The organism is Microvirga sp. HS2, assembly GCF_055792805.1.
Genome location: NZ_JBVVAJ010000001.1, coordinates 360,355 through 378,705 on the forward strand (window position 1 = coordinate 360,355; position 18,351 = coordinate 378,705).

Below are 18,351 nucleotides of genomic sequence, written 5' to 3' on the forward strand. Positions count from 1 at the left end.
AACAAAAAGCCCGGCTCGTGTGAGCCGGGCTTTCCAACCACGACGGTCGGAGGGCTCCTCCAGCCGATTCTGTCGAGGCGCAGGCTTATTTCTGCTTGGCCCGCTCGATGCCTTCATTGATCAGGCGGCGAGCGTCCGCCGCATCGCCCCAGCGGATGATCTTGGCCCATTTGCCGGGCTCGAGATCCTTGTAGTGCTCGAAGAAGTGCTCGATCTGCTTGAGGGTGATTTCGGGCAGGTCGGTATAGTTCTGCACCCGGTCGTAGCGCTGGGTCAGCTTGCTCGACGGGACCGCGATGATCTTCTCGTCCTGGCCGCCGTCATCCTCCATCACGAGCACGCCCACGGGGCGCACGTTCATGACCGCGCCCGGCGCGATGGCGCGGGTGTTGGCGACGAGAACGTCGCAGGGGTCGCCGTCGCCGGACAGGGTATGGGGGATGAAGCCGTAATTCCCGGGATACCGCATGGCGGTATACAGGAACCGGTCGACGAAGAGAGCACCCGACTCCTTGTCCATCTCGTACTTGATGGGCTCGCCGCCGAGCGGCACTTCGATGACGACGTTCACGTCCTCAGGCGGGTTCTTTCCAGTCGGAATCGCGTCAAGGCGCATAGAGCTGTTCTCCGGAACAAGGCTTGAGGCATCGACCTCGGTGAAGATAGGGCTGTTTCACCGATCAATGCAGCAAAATGAAGCCTTCTCGAACGGCCGGAGCCGGATGGCTCGCCGGACCGCCCTGCAAGGCTTTGGCGCTTCACTAGCCGGACTGGGCGTCCGCAACAAGAACCAAAAATCGGTTTTCAGCGAAAGAGATAGGCAACTTTCGCCAGTGGTGTGCCGCCGATGCGTTCCTCGACGCGGGCGATGCTGCGTCCGCCGAGGCTTTCGTAGAACGCGCAGGCGCGGGCGTTCTCGGCCAGGGCCCACACGGCCACCCGCGGCATGTCGCTGTGGCGCAGGTCGTTGAGAACGGCCTTGAACAGGCGACGTCCCAATCCGATCCCCTGGTATTCCGGCAGCAGGTAGATCTCGTCGATCTCGCCCTCCGCCGGAAGCGAGCGGTCCCGGCAGCGGCCGTAGGATGCATAGCCGGCGATCCCCTGGCCGATATCCAGCACCACGAGAGGACGGCCCCGCGTCACCGTGGAGCGCCACCAGCGCTCGCCCCGGCGGGCGAACATCTTGTCCAGGGTCACCCCGGGAATGATGCCGAGATAGGCCTCGCGCCAGGCGGCGTCGAACACCCTGGACAAGGCGGGGGCATCATCGGGCTTGGCGTGACGGATACTGACGAGAAGGTCGCTCATGGCTTTCGGCAATGTCTTTGGAAGCAATGACAGGAGCTTCGCCGGGTTATGGTTAATGAGCCGTTAACGGGCGCGAGAAACCGCTCCGGCAAGGCATGGGCTTCTTTAGGCCACCCGGGAGCCGTGCGGCATGGGCAAAACGCCGCAACGCTTGGGCCCGATTGGAGCGGCGCAGATCAAATCCCATGATCGTCGGAGGCTCCGGGGAACGGGCTGGAGTGTCGTCCGTGTCTGGAGACGTGTCGGCCGCACTGCGGGTGTCCGGAGCCCTTGAAGGAAAGCATGCCTCTCTGTAGCATGATATAATATTTCATCACACAAAGGCGGTGCGGAATGGCCGGCCCACAGATCCTGAACCTGAGCTCCTTCACAAGAATCCCCAACCAGGAAGCCCTCATCGACGGAGATCAAAACGCGCAGGTGCTGCCGGGTGACCACCCGCTCCAGTCCCTCTCATTTTACGCCCGCGGAAACACGGTCGAACTCGGGGTGCGTGTCCAGCAAGGCGGTGTCGAGCTGCCTGACGGCCTGGTCGCGGGCGCGAGAATCATGGTCGGCGGACTTCACATCGGAACGGTTGCGGGGGCGAACATCTCATCCCAGCTCCTCTTTTCCTTCAATGCCGCGGCCACGCCCGAGCATGTGGAGACCCTCATCCGCGCGTTGACCTGCAAAGACCTGTTCATCGGAACCGGGTTCTCCCAAGACCGGGCCCTGGGGCTCCGTTTGGATGACACAGGCGACCAGGCAGACTGGGTCGACCTTCCCATCGGCGACAACGTCCAGGGCACGGACGGCAGCGACACCTTTACCGTATCCGAAGATCTTATCGGCTGGGGCGATGTCTTGGACGGCGGCATCGGTGACGATACGCTCGCGCTGACCGGCGGCGGTCAATTCGACCTGGATCAGATGGCGCAGCTTGCCGGCATCGAGACGATCCGGGGCAGCAGCGCGTCGGACACGATCATCATCGGGGCGAGCCAATGGGCTGGCGTAACGCATTTCGACGGGGGCGGTGGCTACGACCAGCTGAGACTGACGGGAGGCCATTTCGATTTCAGGGGCAAGACGATCACAAGCATTGTCCGCATCGAATTCTCCACGGACGGAGCTCTGATCACGCTACAAGATGCGGCCGACAACAATGACCTGGCACTCGCCAACCTGATCCATGGTGAGGCGGCTGCAAACGACGAACTCATCTTCGTCACCGGCGCGCTGACGCCCGAGCAGCGATTGGCCCTCCATCGACAGGGCATCGACAAAGTCACAGCAGGCGGCGTGACGACGGTCCACACGGCACCGGAAATCACGGCCTTCGGAGAAGCTCGGGTTGCGGTCAATGTTGGAGATACGGTGTTCCTCGATTCCGGCCAGGACGCGGTGCTGGAGTCCGACGAAGGCCTGATGAGGAGCCTGTTCGTATCCATTCGACAGGGAACCGCCCAGGAGTTGATTGGGATCGACACATCGACAGGAATCGCGCTGTCTCCCCCGTCGGATTCCGGCCAGCGCAGCATCAGTGTCGACGGTGTCGAAATCGGCGCAACCAATTCGACCGGCTTTGACGATTCCGTCCTGTTCATCGCGTTCAACCAGGATGCAACCACCGCACGTGTCGAACGGCTCATCCGCGCCCTGACGTACACCAGCAGCGGTGAAAGCGAAGGTGGGATCCGCACGATCGACCTCTCCGTGGCGGACGCGGGAGGACGGCGGACCAATGCTGTCATCGAGGTGAACGTCAACCGAGCGCCGACAGATGTGACCCTCGATCGGTTCACGGCCGCTGAACTGGCCGCCACTGACACCAAGGTCGGCGATCTCATGACGACCGACATCAATCAGGGCGATACATTCACTTACACGCTTCTCGACGATGCAGGAGGCCGCTTCAAGCTCAGCGCCGACGGCAGGTCCATCCTGGTCGCCAAAGGCACGTTGCTCGATTACGAGCAGCTTCGCTCCCATACCATTCAGGTGGAGGCCAAGGATTCAGGTGGCCTGACCGTCATCAAGAACATCGTCATTCAAGTCGGCAATGTCGCAGCCGAAGTCACCTCAGGCACTGCTGGCAATGACACCTTCGTTGGCGGCAGCGGCAGAGACAGGCTTTCTGGAAATTCCGGCAACGACAGGATCACGGGCGGGTCGGGGAACGACACGCTCAACGGAGGCTCCGGCAACGATACGCTCGATGGCGGCTACGCCAACGACATCCTCACGGGCGGCTCGGGCCGGGATATCTTCGTGTTCAAGGACCGCCTGAGCAAGACCGGCAACGTGGACAAGATCACCGATTACAACAAGACCTACGACACGATCCAGCTCGACAACAGGTACATGGCGAAGCTGGGGGCGGCGGACCGCCTGAGCAGCTCCAAATTCGTCGTGGGCCCCAAGGCACTGGATGCCAACGATCACCTGATCTACGACCGCTCGACAGGCAAGCTCTACTACGATGCGGACGGTTCGGGCGCGGGCGCCCCGGTGCTCATCGCCCAGTTCACCAACAAGGCCGCGCTCACCTACGCGGAGTTCATCATCGTCTGAGGAGGGGCGAGCAGCCGCAGCCGACAATGCGGCTTTCGCTCACAACTCCGCTGCGACTCCTCTCTCCCATGGCGTGAAGCACCCCATTCAGCAGAAAGCCTGGGCGATGGATCCATCGCCCAGGCTTCTTTCGCCAGGCTGACCCTGCTCTTCCAACGAAGAGCGGGTGTTTTGCTTTCGCCTTAAGCCGCGAGCTGGCGCAGCACGTATTGGAGGATGCCGCCGTTGCGGAAGTATTCAACCTCTTCCAGCGTATCGATACGGCAGAGCACCGGAATGCGCTTCACCGAACCGTCGGGGGAGGTGACCTCCATCTCCATGCGCTGACGCGGCTTCAGGTCGCCGGACAAGCCTTTGATGGTGATGGTCTCGTCGCCCTTCAGGCCCAGAGACGCCCAGGAATCCTCGCCCTGGAACACGAAGGGGGCGACGCCCATGCCGACCAGGTTCGAGCGGTGAATGCGCTCGAAGCTCTCCGCGACGACGGCGCGGACGCCCAGCAGGTTCGTGCCCTTGGCCGCCCAGTCGCGGGACGAGCCGGTGCCGTATTCCTTGCCGGCGAGAACGATCAGCGGAACGCCCTCGGCCTTGTAGCGCATGGCGGCGTCGTAGATGTACATCCGCTCTCCGCTCGGCTGGTGGATGGTGTAGCCGCCCTCGACCACGTGCCCGCTCTCGTCCTTCACCATCTGGTTCTTGATGCGGATATTGGCGAAGGTGCCGCGCATCATGACCTCGTGGTTGCCGCGACGGGTACCGTACTGGTTGAAGTCGGCGACGCGCACCTGATGCGACTGCAGGTATTCACCGGCCGGCGAAGCGGCGCGGATATTGCCTGCGGGCGAGATGTGATCGGTGGTGATCGAGTCCTGGAAGAGGCCGAGGATGCGGGCGTTCACGATGTCCGTGACCGGCTGCGGCTCCTTGGTCATACCCTCGAAGTAAGGCGGGTTCTGCACATAGGTCGAACCGGCCGGCCACTCATAGGTGAGGCCCGGCTCGAAGGTGACCTTCTTCCAGTTCTCGTCGCCCGCGAACACGTCGGAGTAGCGGCTCTTGAACAGCTCGCTGGTGATCGTGCGGTCGATGAACTCCTGCACTTCCGCCGAGGAGGGCCAGATGTCCTTCAGATAGACCGGCTGGCCGTCCGAACCCGTGCCGAGCGGATCCTTCGTCAGGTCCACCAGCATCGAGCCTGCGAGCGCGTAGGCCACCACGAGCGGAGGCGAAGCGAGATAGTTCGCGCGCACGTCCGGGTTCACGCGGCCTTCGAAGTTGCGGTTGCCGGAGAGCACCGACACGGCCACGAGGTCGTTGTCGTTGATCGCCTTCGACACGTTCTCGGGCAGCGGGCCCGAATTGCCGATGCAGGTCGTGCAGCCGAAGCCGACGAGGTTGAAGCCCAGCGCATCCAGGCTCTCCTGGAGGCCGGCCTTCTTGAAGTATTCCTCGACTATCTGCGATCCGGGCGCGAGCGAGGTCTTCACCCATGGCTTGGACTTGAGGCCCTTCTTCACCGCGTTGCGGGCGAGGAGCCCTGCGCCGATCATCACGCTGGGGTTCGAGGTGTTGGTGCAGGAGGTGATCGCCGCGATCACCACGTCGCCGTGGCCGAGATCGAAATTGGCGTTCTCCACCTTCACGCGCTTGGCCGTTTCACCAGCCTTGCGGAATTCCTTCTCCATGGCGTCGGCGAAGGAGGTCTTGGAAGTGTCGAGGGTCACGCGGTCCTGCGGACGCTTGGGGCCCGCGAGCGAGGGAACCACGTCGCCGAGGTCGAGCTCGAGGGAGTCGGTGAAGACCGGGTCCGGCGTGTCGGCCGTGCGCCACATGCCTTGCGCCTTGGCATAGGCCTCGACGAGGGCCACGCGCTCGTCGGTGCGGCTGGTGGTCTTGAGGTAGTCGACGGTCTTCTGGTCGATCGGGAAGAAGCCGCAGGTGGCGCCGTATTCGGGAGCCATGTTGCCGATCGTGGCGCGGTCGGCCACGGACATGTCGGTGAGGCCGGGGCCGTAGAATTCCACGAACTTGCCGACCACGCCCTTCTTGCGCAGCATCTGGGTGACGGTGAGCACCAGGTCGGTGGCGGTCATGCCTTCCTTCAGCTTGCCGGTGAGCTTGAAGCCGATGACTTCGGGGATCAGCATGGAGATCGGCTGGCCGAGCATGGCGGCCTCGGCCTCGATGCCGCCCACGCCCCAGCCGAGAACGGCGAGGCCGTTGACCATGGTGGTGTGCGAATCGGTGCCGACGAGGGTGTCGGGATAGGCCACTTCCGTGCCCGAAGCCGCGTCCTTGCGGGTCCAGACGGTCTGGGAGAGGAATTCCAGGTTCACCTGGTGGCAGATGCCGGTGCCGGGAGGAACGACCGAGAAGTTCTCGAACGCGGTCTGGCCCCATTTCAGGAAGCGGTAGCGCTCGCCGTTGCGCTGGTATTCCAGCTCGACGTTGCGGTCGAAGGCCTTCGGCGTGCCGAACTCGTCCACGATCACCGAGTGGTCGATCACGAGATCGACGGGCACCAGCGGGTTGATCTTGCGCGGGTCGCCGCCGAGGTTCTTCATGGCGTCGCGCATGGCGGCGAGATCCACCACGGCCGGAACGCCGGTGAAGTCCTGCATCAGGACGCGGGCGGGGCGATAGGCGATTTCCTTCTCGTCCTTGCCCTTGTTGTCGAGCCAGGCGGCCACGGCCTCGATATCGGCCTTGGTGACCGTGCGGCCGTCCTCGTAGCGGAGCAGGTTCTCGAGCAGCACCTTCATGGAGAAGGGCAGCTTCGAGGCTCCTTTGAGACCGTTCTTCTCGGCCTCGGCGAGGGAGTAATAGGTATAGGTCTTGTCGCCGACCTTAAGGGTCTGGCGGGCGTTGAAGCTGTTGGTGAGCGTCACGGCGAATCCTCGCGTGCATTTGGGTTACGAACAGGTTGTTCGGCCGAAAGCGCGATAAGCGCGCGCCGCTCCGGGGGCGCCCGGACAGGGGAAAAGCGCGCGAGGCGGATTGGACGCCTTGGCGCGCGGCGCAGCCGAGGGTGCTATAGATCATTTCCAACCATCCCGCTACACGGTTTAGAACCATTCTGGGGTGCAATGAGGGCAGGGGCCGAGTTTGGGGCAAGGTTTGCGTCTGAGCGTTAACGATTTGGCATGCGAGCGGGGCGGCCGCCGGATCTTCGACGGCGTGTCCTTCACGCTGCAATCCGGCGAGGCCTTAGTGATCACCGGCCGCAACGGAGCCGGAAAATCGACCCTGCTCGAACTCCTCGCCGGACGGCTGACGCCCGCTGGCGGAAAGATCCTGTGGGAGGGGGCCGGCGAGCGCAGCCTGCCCGAGTGCCTCCATTATGTCGGCCACCGGGATGCGCTCAAAAGCGCGCTGACGGCGCAGGAGAATCTGGACTTCGCGCGCGACTTTCTCGGACAACCGGCCTTGTCCGCCGCCGAGGCGCTGGAGGCGGTGGGGCTCGCCCATGCGGCCCGGCTGCCGGTGGGTTATCTCTCGGCGGGGCAGCGCCATCGCGTGGCGCTCGCCCGCCTGCTCGTGGCCCATCGCCCTCTCTGGCTTCTCGACGAGCCGACCTCGGCGCTGGACGCCGCCTCTCAGGAGACCCTGCGCCGGCTCCTGGAGGATCATCGCGCCAAGGGCGGCATGATCGCCGCCACGACCCACTCGCCCCTGTTCCTGTCCGAACCGAAGGAAATCCGGATCGAGCGCGCCTCTCTTCGTGCCTGGGGGGCCGCGTGATGTTCCGCTCCTTTCGCGCGCTCCTGATCCGCGACCTGAAGCTCGCCGCCCGCGTGGGCGGCTCGGGCGTCATGGGGCTCATCTTCTTTCTGATGATCGTGACGCTGATTCCCTTTGCGCTCGGTCCCGATCTCAACCTTTTGTCGCGAATCGGCCCGGCCATCCTCTGGATCGCGGCCCTGCTCGCGACCCTCATCGGCCTCGACCGCCTGTTCCAGGCGGACCAGGAGGACGGCTCCCTGGAGCTTCTCCGGCTTTCGCCCGCGCCCCTCGAAGTCATCGTGCTCGCCAAGGTGCTGGCTTATTGGCTGACCACCGGCCTGCCGCTCGCCATCGCGACGCCGCTCTTTGGGCTCCTCGTCGCGCTTTCGCCGGAGGGCATGCTCGCCATGGTGGCGACCCTTCTCGTCGGCACGCCCGCGCTCACCTTCATCGGCGCGGTGGGGGCGGCGCTCACCGCCTCGCTGCGGCGCGGCGGCCTGATCCTCGCGATCCTGGTGCTGCCTTTCATGATCCCCACGCTCATCTTCGGGGTCTCGGCGGCGAATGCGGCGCTCGGCGGCACGATTCCCTTCGCGACGCCCTTCCTCATCCTCATCGCTCTGTCGCTCATCGCCGCCGTGGTCGGCACGGTCGGAGCGGCGGCGGCCCTGCGGTCGGGGGAATGATCACGGCCTCAGGCTCACCCCGAAGGCCTGCTCGATGGCGGGCTTGCCCTCCCGCTCGACACGATAGATCGCGCGGTAGAGGCCGGGGCGGAAGCCGCCCGTGGGCTGCTTGATCCCGGCGAACATCATCCATTGCGCCTTGTCGCGGTCGAGGGGCGGAGCCGTGTTCCGGGCCACCGGCTTTCCGTCCGCGTCGAACAGGGTGAGCGTCTGAACATCGCCGCCTTTGAGCCCGATGGCCCGCACATAGGCCACGAGGGCGGGGGAGGTGGTCGCGGGCGGGTTCTGTTCCGCGGCGCCCGATTCGATGGCTTCCATCGTGACGGGCCCGGGCGCGAAACCCTTGTTCAGCACGCTGCCCGCCGCGTAGCCGAGACCGCGAAACGTGGACGGCTCCCAGAGGGAGGCCGTCTGCTTCGTGCCGCAGGCCTGGGTCGCAGGGCCGGAGGTGAACGGATCGACGACCTTTCCGTCCTTGCGGACGGTGAAGTGCAGATGCGGGAATTCCGTCATGCCCGACAGGCCGACGCGACCGATCCTGTCGCCCGCCTTGAGAACGTCGCCCGGCTTCACGGACAGGCTGCCCTTGGCCATGTGGCAATATTGCGTCTGCCAGCCGTTGCCGTGATCGACGACCGCCCCGTTGCCGCATTCGGCATTGGCCACGCTGCCGCGGCCCTGGCCCGCGACAGAGATGTCCTCCATCCCGTCCCGGGTGCGCAGGACCTTGCCGTCCGCCGCAGCGATCACATCGACGCCGGCCTTCTGCGCCGCCATGGTCGAAATGCGGATATCCGTTCCGTCATGCCCGTCATAGGTCAGAGTCCCGCATTGATAATCGTGGGCCTCCGGCGTGGAATCATGGTCCACATAGTGCTGGACGAAGCAGGTGCGCCCGATCTCGCAGGCGACGGGCAGGCGGAGAGACATCTCCTGCGCGGAGGTGGCCCCGGACAGGCCGAGGGCAATCAGGAGGAGGGCAGGAAGGCGCATGGCTTGCTCCGCAACAAAGATGCGCATCACCATAATCCCTCCCATGGCGATTGAAAGGCGCGGCGGCTCCACCTCTCACGTCTCCCCGCCGGGGAGAGGTCGAGCGCAGCGGGGGTGAGGGTCACGTCTCCCCGCCGGGGAGAGGTCGAGCGCAGCGGGGGTGAGGGGGGTGAGACCTTTCCGGAGATGGCTGTAACCCCTCACCCGAACCTATGGGTCCGACCTCTCCCGCAGGGAGAGGTCGAGTCGGCGCTCCACGGGTTTGAGGTCTCACGTGGTCGCACCATCCCTGCCCGCGAGGGGACGGGACAAGGCGCGACGAAGTCCGAGTTGTGTTGCGGACAATGGTGTCTTACGGACAATATCGGAGTGCCGGGCCGTCCTTTTCGCCGCTAGAGAACGGCCGCCCTGGCGAAATCGTTATTGAGCGGAAAAGCCGCTCCTCGTTGCAGGCGTGAGCGAAGGCCGCTACATCGTGCGTATGATCCGTGAGCTTGCCAACCCGTCCCGTTTCATGAGCTACAGCGGCAGCCTGCTGCCCTGGGTGACGGGCTTGGCCGTGCTGTCGCTCGCCATCGGCCTCTACCTGGTCTGGTTCGTAGCGCCCGCCGACTACCAGCAGGGCGAGACGGTGAAGATCATGTACATCCACGTGCCGGCGGCCTGGCTGTCCCTGTTCTTCTACGTGATCATGGCGAGTTCCGCGCTCGGCACCCTCGTCTGGCGGCATCCGCTGGCGGACGTGTCGCAGAAGGCGGCGGCTCCCATCGGCGCGGCCTTCACGCTGATCTGCCTCGTCACCGGCTCGCTCTGGGGCAAGCCCATGTGGGGCACCTACTGGCAATGGGACGCGCGCCTCACCTCGATGCTGGTGATGCTGCTCATCTATCTCGGCATTCTGGCTCTCTGGCGCGCCATCGAGGAGCCGAACCGGGCCGCCCGCGCCGTGTCGATCCTCACCCTCGTGGGGGCGGTGAACGTGCCGATCGTGAAGTTTTCCGTCGATTGGTGGAACACGCTCCATCAGCCGGCCTCCGTGTTCCGCCTCGGCGGGCCGACGATCCATCCTTCCATGCTCGTGCCGCTGCTCGTCATGGCGGTCGCCTTCACGCTCGTGGGCGTGGCGCTGCATCTTTCGGGCATCCGCACGGAAATCCTGCGCCGCCGCGTGCGCACGCTCAACCTTCTCGAGGCCGAGCGCCTCGATGCACAGGCCGCCTGATGACGCACACCTTCTTCATCGCCTTTTCCTATGCGGTCACGGCCCTGGTGGTCGCGGGCCTCGTTCTTCGCGCCGTGATCGATCACCGCGCCCAGGTCCGCGCCTTGGCCGAGCTCGAATCCCGCGGCATCGGCAGGAGGTCGCGCCGTGGCTGAGGCAACCGCGCCGCGCCCGCGGCTGATCTTCATCCTGCCTGTTCTCGTCTTCGTCGTGCTGGCGGTGCTGTTCTTCCTGCAGCTCACCTCGGGCCGGAACCCGTCGGACCTGCCCTCCGCCCTCATCAACAAGCCCGTGCCCACCTTCAATCTCGCGCCGCTGGAGGGCCTCGTCGCCGAGGGCAAGCCCGTGCCGGGCTTCTCCAACGAGGACCTGAAGGGCCGCGTCACCATCGTGAACGTCTTCGCCTCCTGGTGTGCTCCCTGCCGCCAGGAACATCCGCTCCTGGTGGAGCTGGCGAAGGATCCGTCCGTGCGGCTGGTGGGCATCAACCAGAAGGACGACCCCGACAACGCCCGCCGCTTTCTCGGCGCGCTCGGCAATCCCTATTCCGCCGTCGGCGTCGATCCGAAAGGCCGCGCCTCCATCGACTGGGGCGTCTACGGCGTGCCGGAAACCTTCATCGTGGGGCCGGATGGCATGATCCGCCACAAGCATATCGGGCCGCTGACGCCTGAGAATCTCGAGAGCTTCAAGGAGAAGCTCCGCCAAATCCCGCGCGCTTGAGGCGGTTGATCGCCACGTCCAGCGCCGAGAGAAACGCCGACCTGTCCTTCTGCGAGAACGGCTTCGGCCCGCCGGTGACGTCGCCCATGGCGCGCAGGTCCTCCATCAGGTTGCGCGTGGCGAGCGCCATGCCGATGGAGGCTTCCGTGAACGGCTTGCCGGTCGGGCCGATCACGGTCGCGCCCGCCGTCACGCAGCGATGGGCGAGCGGGATGTCGGCGGTGATCACGATGGCGCCGCGGTCCGCGCGCTCGGCGATCCAATCGTCCGCCGCGTCGAAACCGGCGCTCACCACCACGCGTTCGAACAGGGGGCTCTGCGGCACCATGAGAAAGCTGTTCGACACCACGAAGACCTTGACGTGGTGGCGTTCCGCGACCTTGTAGACCTCGTTCTTCACCGGGCAGGCATCCGCATCCACATAGATCGCGATGGCTTGAGAGGTCTCGGTCATGAGCCATTTATTCCTTCGGCATGATCTGTTCTGAAAGGGCGAACCGATCCGCTCTTCCGGGCTTGCCGTTGATAACCCCGAGATCGGACGAAGAGAACCCGTGGACCAACCTTCGCGCTTCCGCTCCGCCTGGGTCTCGTTCCGCAACCGCCGGAGATCGCGGGAGCTGAGCGAGACCACTCACCGGCTGATCCGCGAGGCCGATGCCGGAGCCCTCCAGCGGGCCGGACTGGTGCGCATGGTGGTGGCGGGATTGCTGCTCCTGACCGTCATCGCCGTGACCGGCGGCATCGAGGTCACCAATCCCGTCGCGGTCAGGCAGATCTGGATCGCGGAGCTCACCTTGACTCTGTTCGGGACGCTCGGATGGTGCGGAGCCTGGCTCGCGTCCAGGCGGATCGCCGTGGACAGGCTGCCCATCATCACGGCCGTGCTCGACGCCCTGCTGATCCTCGGCAATCTCGCCTACAGCCATTGGGGATTGGGCATTCCCGGCAACCTCTTCGCGGCCTTTCCAGCCGCCTGGGTGGTGCCCATCACCATCTCGGCGGCGGCCATTCATTATCAGCCGCGCCTTCAGGCTTTCGTGGCCTTGATCTACGTCACCGGCCTGTCGCTCCTCGCCTATGGCGGCGGCTCTCTCACCCCCGCGCAGCGCCAGCGGGACCTGTCGGAACTCTCCGGGCTGTTCTCCGAGCAGGCCAACATGGTGCGCATCGCCATGGTGCTGTCGCTCGCGATGATCCTGATTCTCGTGGCGCGGCAGAGCCGGGTGCTCCTGGAACGGGCGGTGCGCGAGACCACCCTTCGCCTCAATCTCACCCGCTACCTGCCGCGCGAGCTCGCGCCCGTTCTGACCGAGGAATCCTTCGCATCCTTGAGACAGGGGCGGCGCACCCGCATCACCGTGCTGTTCGTCGACATGCGCGCCTCCACCTCGTTCGGCGAGACCATGGATCCGACGCGGCTGGCCGTGTTCATCACCTCGTTCCGCCGGCGCGTGCTGCGGGCCGCGAGCCGTCATGGCGGCGTGATCGACAAATTCACCGGCGACGGCGCGCTGATCCTGTTCGGTGTGCCGGGCGCGCAGGACGGTGACGCGGGACGGGCGCTCGCCTGCGGGCGCACCTTGCTGGAGCTGATCGAACGCTGGAACGCCAAGCGGCGCTTCGACCCGCCCGTGCGCGTCGGGATCGGCATTCACTCGGGCGAGGTCTTCTGCGGCGTCGTGGGCGATGAAAGCCGCCTGGAATTCACCGTCGTGGGCGAGACGGTCAACATCGCGTCCCGCATCGAGCAGGCCACGAAGAATGCGGGCTGTGACATGCTGGCCTCCATCGAGACGGTGCGGGAGGCGGGGGAGGAAGTCCTCTGGGCCGAGATCGCGCACGAGCCCTTGCCCGGCGTCACCCGCAACGTGGTTCTGATGAGGCCTGTTTAAGCCTCTTCGGCCTTCTTGACCTCGTGCTTCAACAGCAGCGGCGTCTGGGCCAGCGCGAAGGCGATGGTCAGCGGCATGATGCCGAAGACCTTGAAGCTCACCCAGAAATCCGTGGTCTGGGTGCGCCAGACGATCTCGTTGAGCGCGGCGAGCGCGAAGAAGAAGAGCGCCCAGCGCAAGGTAAGCTTGCGCCAGCCCTCCTCCGTCAGCTCGAACATGCTGTCGAGGACGATCTCGAGCAGCGGCTTGCGGAAATAAAGCCCGCCCAGAAGGATCAGGCCGAACATCGTGTTCACGATGGTCGGCTTGAGCTTGATGAAGGTTTCGTCGTGCAGGAAGAGCGTCAGCCCGCCGAACACCACCACCACGACGCCCGACACCAGGGGCATGATGGGCAGCTTGCGCAGAAGCGCATAGGAAACGCCAAGCGCGACGATTGTCGCGGCGATGAAGAGGGCGGTCGCCACGAAGATGCGCTGGCTCTCCAAAAAGCCGAACTTGTCCGCATAGGCGTTCGCGACGAAGAAAAGGGCGAGCGGCCCCATTTCGAGGGCGAGCTTGAGAAGAGGCGGGAGGCGCTTTTCGTCGGTCATGAGGTTGCTTCTATCCCGGCGATGGCTTTTGCGAAATCCCCTGCGGTGAAAGGCTCCAGGTCCTCCACGCCTTCGCCGACGCCGATGAAGTGGACCGGCAGGCCGAACTTGGCGGCAAGGGCCACCAGAATGCCGCCGCGCGCCGTGCCGTCGAGCTTGGTCATTACGAGGCCGGTCACGCCCGCCGCCTTCTGGAACAGCTCGACCTGGCTCACCGCGTTCTGGCCTACGGTGGCGTCGAGCACGAGGAGGGTGGCATGGGGCGCGCTCTCGTCGAACTTCCTGACCACGCGCACGATCTTCTCCAGCTCGGCCATGAGCCCGGCCTTGTTCTGCAGCCGGCCCGCCGTGTCGATGAGCAGCACGTCCGTGCCGTTGGCCTTGGCCTCCTGGAGTGCGTCGAAGGCGAGGCCCGCCGCGTCCGAGCCCTGCTCGCGGGCGAGAACCGGGGCGCCGACCCGCTCGCCCCAGACCTTGAGCTGCTCAATGGCGGCCGCGCGGAAGGTGTCGCCCGCCGCCAGCATCACCTTGAGGCCCTGTTGCCGGAACTTCTGGGAGAGCTTGCCGATGGTTGTGGTCTTGCCGGCGCCGTTCACGCCGACCATGAGGATCACGAAGGGTTTCTTCGCGCGGTCGATATCGAGAGCCCGTGCGACGGGCTGCAGCGTCTTCTCGACTTCGCTCGCCAGGATCGTCTTCACCTCCTGCGGTGAGATCTCCTTGTTGTAGCGGCCCGCCGAGATCGCTTCGGTGATCCGCATGGCGGTCGGTACGCCGAGATCGGCCTGGATGAGCGCGTCCTCGAGATCCTGCAGGGTCGCATCGTCCAGCTTGCGCTTGGTGAAAAGACCCGTGACGCTGTCCGACAGGGACGAGGAGGTGCGGCGCATGCCCTCCGTCAGGCGCTGCCACCAGCCGCGCTTCTCGACTGGGGCGGGCATGTTCTCCGCCGGGGCCGGCATGGATTCGACAGGCTTGGCTTCAACGAGAGGGGTCGGGGCAGGCCTGTCAGCTTCCGCCTCCACCACGTCCGGCCGGGGTTCGGGACCCGCCTCGGTTTCGATGCGCGGGATCGGCTCCTTCGGATTGCCGCCCTCGGGCTCCACCGTCTCGACAGGCTGCAGATCGGCTCCGGCAAGTTCTGGGGCGGTCTTGTTCTCTTCGGGAGTGTCCGGAGAGGCCGTGGTGACCGTGGGCGGAGCCGCCGTCAAATCATCCGCCCCCGTCGCGGGCGGGGAGGGCATGGCCTCGGGCTCGCCCCCGGCCTGGGGCGTTTGCGGCGCGGCCTCAGGGGCGGTTTCGCCTTTACGCCCGAAGAGACGGGAGAAAAATCCGGGCTTGTCGGGCTTCGTTTCGGCCATGGGTCTGAGCTGCCTCGTGAATGCTGTGCTTGATTTAGTGCCTTTGCCTCCTTAGCGCATCGTGCGGAAAAGTGGATTCGGTTTTCCGCCCCGAACGATGCGCCAACATGAAGCGTAAGCATCGGATCAATCCCAAAAGTGGGTTCCACTTTTGGGTCCGATGCTCTAGCCGAGGCATCATGAATGCGGAAGAGATAGTGAGCCGTTTGCTGTATCGCGATGCCTTGATGCTCGTGATCGACAAACCCGCCGGTCTGCCGGTGCATCCCGGCCCGAAGGGCGGGGAAACTTTGTTTCGTCACCTCGACGCCCTCCGCTTCGGCCTGCCCCGCCGCCCGGAAGCCGCGCACCGCCTCGACAAGGACACCTCCGGCTGCCTCATCCTGGGGCGGCACCCGAAGGCCGTCGCCCGCCTCAATGAGCTTTTTCGCAAGAACGAAGTCGACAAGGTCTATTGGGCCGTCGTCGAGGGCGGGCCCGAGGCGGAGGAGGGCGAGATCGATCTCCCACTGGCCCCGAAATCGCCGGATCGCGGCTGGTGGATGAAGGTGGACCCGAAGGGCCAGCCTTCGTTGACCAAGTGGCGGGTGCTGGGGCGCGCGGAAGGGCTCGCCCTGCTCGAACTGCGCCCCGTCACGGGCCGCACCCACCAGCTTCGCGTCCATTGCGCGGCCATGAACTTCCCGATCCTGGGCGATCCGATCTACGGCACGGCCCCGCGCTTCCACGGCCCGGGCCTGCATCTCCACGCCCGCAGCGTGAGCGTGCCGCTCTATCCGAAGAAGCCGCCGATCGTCGTGGAGGCGCCGGTGCCGGAGCATATGCGCGAGCGGGTGAGGCTCTGCGGCGTCGTCCCGGACGGCGGGGCCGATCCGGAATAATGCCTTTCACGTCATCCCCGGCCTTGTGCCGGGGACCCACGTTTTTCATTCCGCTGCGGTTCTCAAGACAGGGATGGCCGGGACGAGACCGGCCATGACAGGAGACGCTGGAGTCGAAAGAACCAAAATCACGCCGCCAGCAATTCCTTGCCGTCATGGCCCGCGATGGTGACGGGAACGATCTCTCCGGGCTTCACCTCGTCTGTGAAACGCACGAGGGTGAATCCTTCCGTGCGGCCGAGCTGGTCGGTTTCGATCAGCACGTTGCGGCGCGCGCCGACTTCTTCACCGAGATGCTTGAGCAGCGCAGCCTCGCCCTTCTCGCGCAAGCGGCGGGCGCGGTCCTTCACGAGATCGCGCTGAACCTGCGGCATGCGTGCGGCGGGCGTGCCGGGACGGGGCGAGAAGGGGAAGACGTGGAGATGCGTGAGGCCGCATTCCTCGACGATGTCGAGGGAGCGGGAGAACATCTCTTCCGTTTCCGTCGGAAAGCCCGCGATGATGTCGGCGCCGAACACCATGTCGGGGCGCAGCCGCTTCACCTGCTCGCAGAAGGCGATGGCGTCGCGTCTGAGATGGCGGCGCTTCATGCGCTTCAGGATCATGTCGTCGCCCGCCTGGAGCGAGAGGTGCAGATGCGGCATCAGGCGGCTCTCGTTGGCGATGGCGTCGAGCAGGTCGTCGTCCGCCTCCACCGAATCGATCGAGGAGATGCGCAGGCGCTCCAGCTCCGGCACGTGGCGCAACAGGCTTTTCACCATCGTGCCGAGCTTCGGCTCGCCGGGAAGGTCCTTGCCGTAGCTCGTGATGTCGACGCCGGTGAGCACCACTTCGCGCGAGCCGTGCTCCACCAGGGTGCGCACCTGCTCCACCACCGCGCCCATGGGGACGGAGCGCGAATTGCCGCGGCCGTAGGGGATGATGCAGAAGGTGCAGCGGTGGTCGCAGCCGTTCTGCACCTGCACGAAGGCGCGGGTGCGCCCGCGCATGCCGTCGATGAGATGCACGGCGGTTTCCGTCACCGCCATGATGTCGTTGACGAGAACCTTTTCGGATGCGCCGACGCCGAAATCGCGCATGCCGGTCCAGGTTTCGGCCTTCATCTTCTCGTGGTTGCCGACGACCTGGGACACCTCCGGCATGGCCGCGAAGGTCTCGGGCTCTACCTGCGCGGCGCAGCCCGTCACGATGATGCGCGCGTCGGGCTTCTCGCGGGCGATCTTGCGGATCGACTGGCGCGCCTGGCGCGTCGCCTCGGACGTGACGGCGCAGGTATTGACGATGATGACCTCGCCTAAGCCCGCATCCTCCGCATGGCGCTGCATCGCCTCCGACTCATAGGTGTTGAGGCGGCAGCCGAAGGTGACGACCTCGACGCTCATCAGGCGGCTCCCGCGAAGAGGGCAGGGGAGAAAAAGCCTTCGTGCTCGAGCTCCGTATCGCCGGTCATGAGCACATGGTCGTCTTCCTCGCGCCATTCGATCACGAGATCCCCACCGGGAAGGGAGATCGTGGCCTTGCGGCCCGTCAGGCCCTTGCGGGCTCCCGCTACGAGGGTGGCGCAGGCGGCGGAGCCGCAGGCGCGGGTCGCGCCCGTGCCGCGCTCCCACACGCGCAGGATCACATGGTCCGGGCTCACCACCTGGGCGAGGGAGATGTTGGCGCGCTCCGGGAAGACCGGGTCGTGCTCCAGGATCGGGCCGATGGCGGCGAGATCGTAGGCTGCGGCATCCTCGACCCAGAAGATGGCGTGCGGGTTGCCCATGCCGACGGCCGAGGGGGTCTTGAGCTCGGGGTGTCCCGGCAGATGCGCGTCCACCGCGATGGCGCGGGTATCGGGATAAGGGTCGCGCAGGGGAATCTCGGTCCAGTCGAGGCGCGGCGGGCCCATGTCGACGGTAAACACCGTCTCGGAAACCTGCGTCACGGGCAGAAGGCCCGCCTTGGTTTCGAGCACCAGCCCCCTGTCCGCCGGGCGGTTCATGATCGGATCGGTCAGCATGGCCCAGGCGACGCAGCGGGTGCCGTTCCCGCAGGCGCCGGATTCCGAGCCGTCCGTGTTGTAGATGCGCATATACGCGTCCGTTCCAGGGGAAACCGGATCGTGGAGCACCATGAGTTGGTCGAAATGCGAGCGCGGATCGGCCGCAATCGCGCGAGCTTCCGCCGCCCTGACCACATGGGCCGAGCCGCGCAGATCCAGCACGGTGATCTCGTTGCCGAGACCGTTCATCTTCAGGAAGCGGTGGTTCGCGAGGGGGCTCATGGGACACTCATGCGGACGCTCATGGGCCGTATATGGCTGAAAACGCGGAAAACCGCGAGAGGGGGATATCGGGCTGCTACCATCCGTCCTCCACAGAGGCCTCCGGACGCTCTCGCGACCGGACCAAAACCCTCCTATGCT

17 protein-coding genes are annotated in these 18,351 nt (G+C 65.4%); 8 read left to right on the plus strand and 9 right to left on the minus strand.

The window, feature by feature from the left end:
* Positions 1-85 precede the first annotated feature (85 nt).
* Together ppa and ACS5Q0_RS01685 are read right to left on the minus strand one after the other, a co-directional pair.
* Positions 86-616 carry an inorganic diphosphatase gene (gene ppa / locus ACS5Q0_RS01680; RefSeq protein ID WP_473124855.1) on the minus strand — a complete coding sequence of 177 codons (531 nt, stop codon included), beginning with the start codon at positions 614-616 and terminating at the stop codon, positions 86-88.
* Positions 617-804: 188 nt separating this feature from the next.
* Positions 805-1,311: a GNAT family N-acetyltransferase gene (locus ACS5Q0_RS01685; protein ID WP_473124856.1), complete on the minus strand. Its 507-nt coding sequence runs from the start codon at positions 1,309-1,311 to the stop codon at positions 805-807.
* A gap of 333 nt (positions 1,312-1,644) precedes the next feature.
* On the opposite strand from ACS5Q0_RS01685, the gene ACS5Q0_RS01690 reads away from it, so the two are divergent.
* Positions 1,645-3,867: a calcium-binding protein gene (locus tag ACS5Q0_RS01690; RefSeq protein ID WP_473124857.1), complete on the plus strand. Its 2,223-nt coding sequence runs from the start codon at positions 1,645-1,647 to the stop codon at positions 3,865-3,867.
* Between the two features lie 182 nt (positions 3,868-4,049).
* Here ACS5Q0_RS01690 and acnA read toward each other — a convergent pair whose 3' ends face one another.
* Positions 4,050-6,755, minus strand: coding sequence for an aconitate hydratase AcnA (gene acnA, locus ACS5Q0_RS01695; RefSeq protein ID WP_473124858.1), 2,706 nt, complete (start codon positions 6,753-6,755; stop codon positions 4,050-4,052).
* Between the two features lie 229 nt (positions 6,756-6,984).
* On the opposite strand from acnA, the gene ccmA reads away from it, so the two are divergent.
* Entirely contained in the window at positions 6,985-7,608 is a 624-nt protein-coding gene (ccmA, locus tag ACS5Q0_RS01700; protein WP_473124859.1) for a heme ABC exporter ATP-binding protein CcmA, read from the plus strand.
* Positions 7,608-8,276, plus strand: coding sequence for a heme exporter protein CcmB (ccmB, locus tag ACS5Q0_RS01705; RefSeq protein WP_473124860.1), 669 nt, complete (start codon positions 7,608-7,610; stop codon positions 8,274-8,276). The genes ccmA and ccmB overlap by 1 nt, the downstream gene beginning before the upstream one ends.
* On the opposite strand, the gene ACS5Q0_RS01710 is transcribed toward ccmB, so the two are convergent.
* Complete coding sequence (locus tag ACS5Q0_RS01710; protein ID WP_473124861.1) at positions 8,277-9,269, minus strand: M23 family metallopeptidase; 993 nt, start codon at positions 9,267-9,269, stop codon at positions 8,277-8,279.
* 481 nt (positions 9,270-9,750) lie between these two features.
* On the opposite strand from ACS5Q0_RS01710, the gene ACS5Q0_RS01715 reads away from it, so the two are divergent.
* From ACS5Q0_RS01715 to ACS5Q0_RS01725, 3 genes are read left to right on the plus strand one after another with little or no spacing between them, the layout of a single operon-like run.
* Entirely contained in the window at positions 9,751-10,491 is a 741-nt protein-coding gene (locus tag ACS5Q0_RS01715) for a heme ABC transporter permease (protein WP_473124998.1), read from the plus strand.
* On the plus strand, positions 10,491-10,646 hold the full coding sequence (ccmD, locus tag ACS5Q0_RS01720) for a heme exporter protein CcmD (protein WP_473124862.1): 156 nt from the start codon (positions 10,491-10,493) through the stop codon (positions 10,644-10,646). The genes ACS5Q0_RS01715 and ccmD overlap by 1 nt, the downstream gene beginning before the upstream one ends.
* Positions 10,639-11,214: a DsbE family thiol:disulfide interchange protein gene (locus ACS5Q0_RS01725; protein WP_473124863.1), complete on the plus strand. Its 576-nt coding sequence runs from the start codon at positions 10,639-10,641 to the stop codon at positions 11,212-11,214. Before ccmD ends, ACS5Q0_RS01725 begins: the two co-directional genes overlap by 8 nt.
* Here ACS5Q0_RS01725 and ACS5Q0_RS01730 read toward each other — a convergent pair.
* Positions 11,180-11,668: a YaiI/YqxD family protein gene (locus ACS5Q0_RS01730; RefSeq protein WP_473124864.1), complete on the minus strand. Its 489-nt coding sequence runs from the start codon at positions 11,666-11,668 to the stop codon at positions 11,180-11,182. The two genes, ACS5Q0_RS01725 and ACS5Q0_RS01730, sit on opposite strands and share 35 nt — an antisense overlap.
* Positions 11,669-11,768: 100 nt before the next feature.
* Here ACS5Q0_RS01730 and ACS5Q0_RS01735 point away from each other — a divergent pair, with 100 nt between their 5' ends.
* Positions 11,769-13,109: an adenylate/guanylate cyclase domain-containing protein gene (locus tag ACS5Q0_RS01735; RefSeq protein ID WP_473124865.1), complete on the plus strand. Its 1,341-nt coding sequence runs from the start codon at positions 11,769-11,771 to the stop codon at positions 13,107-13,109.
* Here the strand turns inward: ACS5Q0_RS01735 and ACS5Q0_RS01740 are convergent.
* Both ACS5Q0_RS01740 and ftsY read right to left on the minus strand, forming a co-directional pair.
* A complete protein-coding gene (locus ACS5Q0_RS01740; protein ID WP_473124866.1) occupies positions 13,106-13,702 on the minus strand; it encodes a septation protein A in 597 nt (198 codons plus the stop codon). The genes ACS5Q0_RS01735 and ACS5Q0_RS01740 overlap by 4 nt on opposite strands.
* Positions 13,699-15,063, minus strand: coding sequence for a signal recognition particle-docking protein FtsY (gene ftsY / locus ACS5Q0_RS01745; protein ID WP_473124867.1), 1,365 nt, complete (start codon positions 15,061-15,063; stop codon positions 13,699-13,701). The genes ACS5Q0_RS01740 and ftsY overlap by 4 nt, the downstream gene beginning before the upstream one ends.
* A 179-nt stretch (positions 15,064-15,242) precedes the next feature.
* Here ftsY and ACS5Q0_RS01750 point away from each other — a divergent pair, with 179 nt between their 5' ends.
* Positions 15,243-15,944, plus strand: a complete 702-nt coding sequence (locus tag ACS5Q0_RS01750; protein ID WP_473124868.1) for an RluA family pseudouridine synthase — start codon at positions 15,243-15,245, stop codon at positions 15,942-15,944.
* Positions 15,945-16,072: 128 nt separating this feature from the next.
* Here the strand turns inward: ACS5Q0_RS01750 and mtaB are convergent, their stop codons facing one another.
* Both mtaB and dapF read right to left on the minus strand, forming a co-directional pair.
* Positions 16,073-17,326: a tRNA (N(6)-L-threonylcarbamoyladenosine(37)-C(2))-methylthiotransferase MtaB gene (mtaB, locus tag ACS5Q0_RS01755; RefSeq protein ID WP_473124869.1), complete on the minus strand. Its 1,254-nt coding sequence runs from the start codon at positions 17,324-17,326 to the stop codon at positions 16,073-16,075.
* Positions 17,326-18,210: a diaminopimelate epimerase gene (dapF, locus tag ACS5Q0_RS01760; RefSeq protein ID WP_473124870.1), complete on the minus strand. Its 885-nt coding sequence runs from the start codon at positions 18,208-18,210 to the stop codon at positions 17,326-17,328. Before dapF ends, mtaB begins: the two co-directional genes overlap by 1 nt.
* Positions 18,211-18,351 lie beyond the last annotated feature (141 nt).

Bases quoted from the DNA above. Each gene is read 5' to 3' on its own strand.
- ccmD (WP_473124862.1), top strand. From the start codon at position 10,491: ATGACGCACACCTTCTTCATCGCCTTTTCCTATGCGGTCACGGCCCTG.
- ftsY (WP_473124867.1), bottom strand. From the start codon at position 15,063: ATGGCCGAAACGAAGCCCGACAAGCCCGGATTTTTCTCCCGTCTCTTC.
- ppa (WP_473124855.1), bottom strand. From the start codon at position 616: ATGCGCCTTGACGCGATTCCGACTGGAAAGAACCCGCCTGAGGACGTG.
- mtaB (WP_473124869.1), bottom strand. From the start codon at position 17,326: ATGAGCGTCGAGGTCGTCACCTTCGGCTGCCGCCTCAACACCTATGAG.
- ACS5Q0_RS01715 (WP_473124998.1), top strand. From the start codon at position 9,751: ATGATCCGTGAGCTTGCCAACCCGTCCCGTTTCATGAGCTACAGCGGC.
- dapF (WP_473124870.1), bottom strand. From the start codon at position 18,210: ATGAGCCCCCTCGCGAACCACCGCTTCCTGAAGATGAACGGTCTCGGC.
- ACS5Q0_RS01750 (WP_473124868.1), top strand. From the start codon at position 15,243: ATGAATGCGGAAGAGATAGTGAGCCGTTTGCTGTATCGCGATGCCTTG.
- ACS5Q0_RS01740 (WP_473124866.1), bottom strand. From the start codon at position 13,702: ATGACCGACGAAAAGCGCCTCCCGCCTCTTCTCAAGCTCGCCCTCGAA.
- ACS5Q0_RS01685 (WP_473124856.1), bottom strand. From the start codon at position 1,311: ATGAGCGACCTTCTCGTCAGTATCCGTCACGCCAAGCCCGATGATGCC.
- ACS5Q0_RS01690 (WP_473124857.1), top strand. From the start codon at position 1,645: ATGGCCGGCCCACAGATCCTGAACCTGAGCTCCTTCACAAGAATCCCC.
- ccmB (WP_473124860.1), top strand. From the start codon at position 7,608: ATGTTCCGCTCCTTTCGCGCGCTCCTGATCCGCGACCTGAAGCTCGCC.
- ACS5Q0_RS01710 (WP_473124861.1), bottom strand. From the start codon at position 9,269: ATGCGCCTTCCTGCCCTCCTCCTGATTGCCCTCGGCCTGTCCGGGGCC.
- ACS5Q0_RS01730 (WP_473124864.1), bottom strand. From the start codon at position 11,668: ATGACCGAGACCTCTCAAGCCATCGCGATCTATGTGGATGCGGATGCC.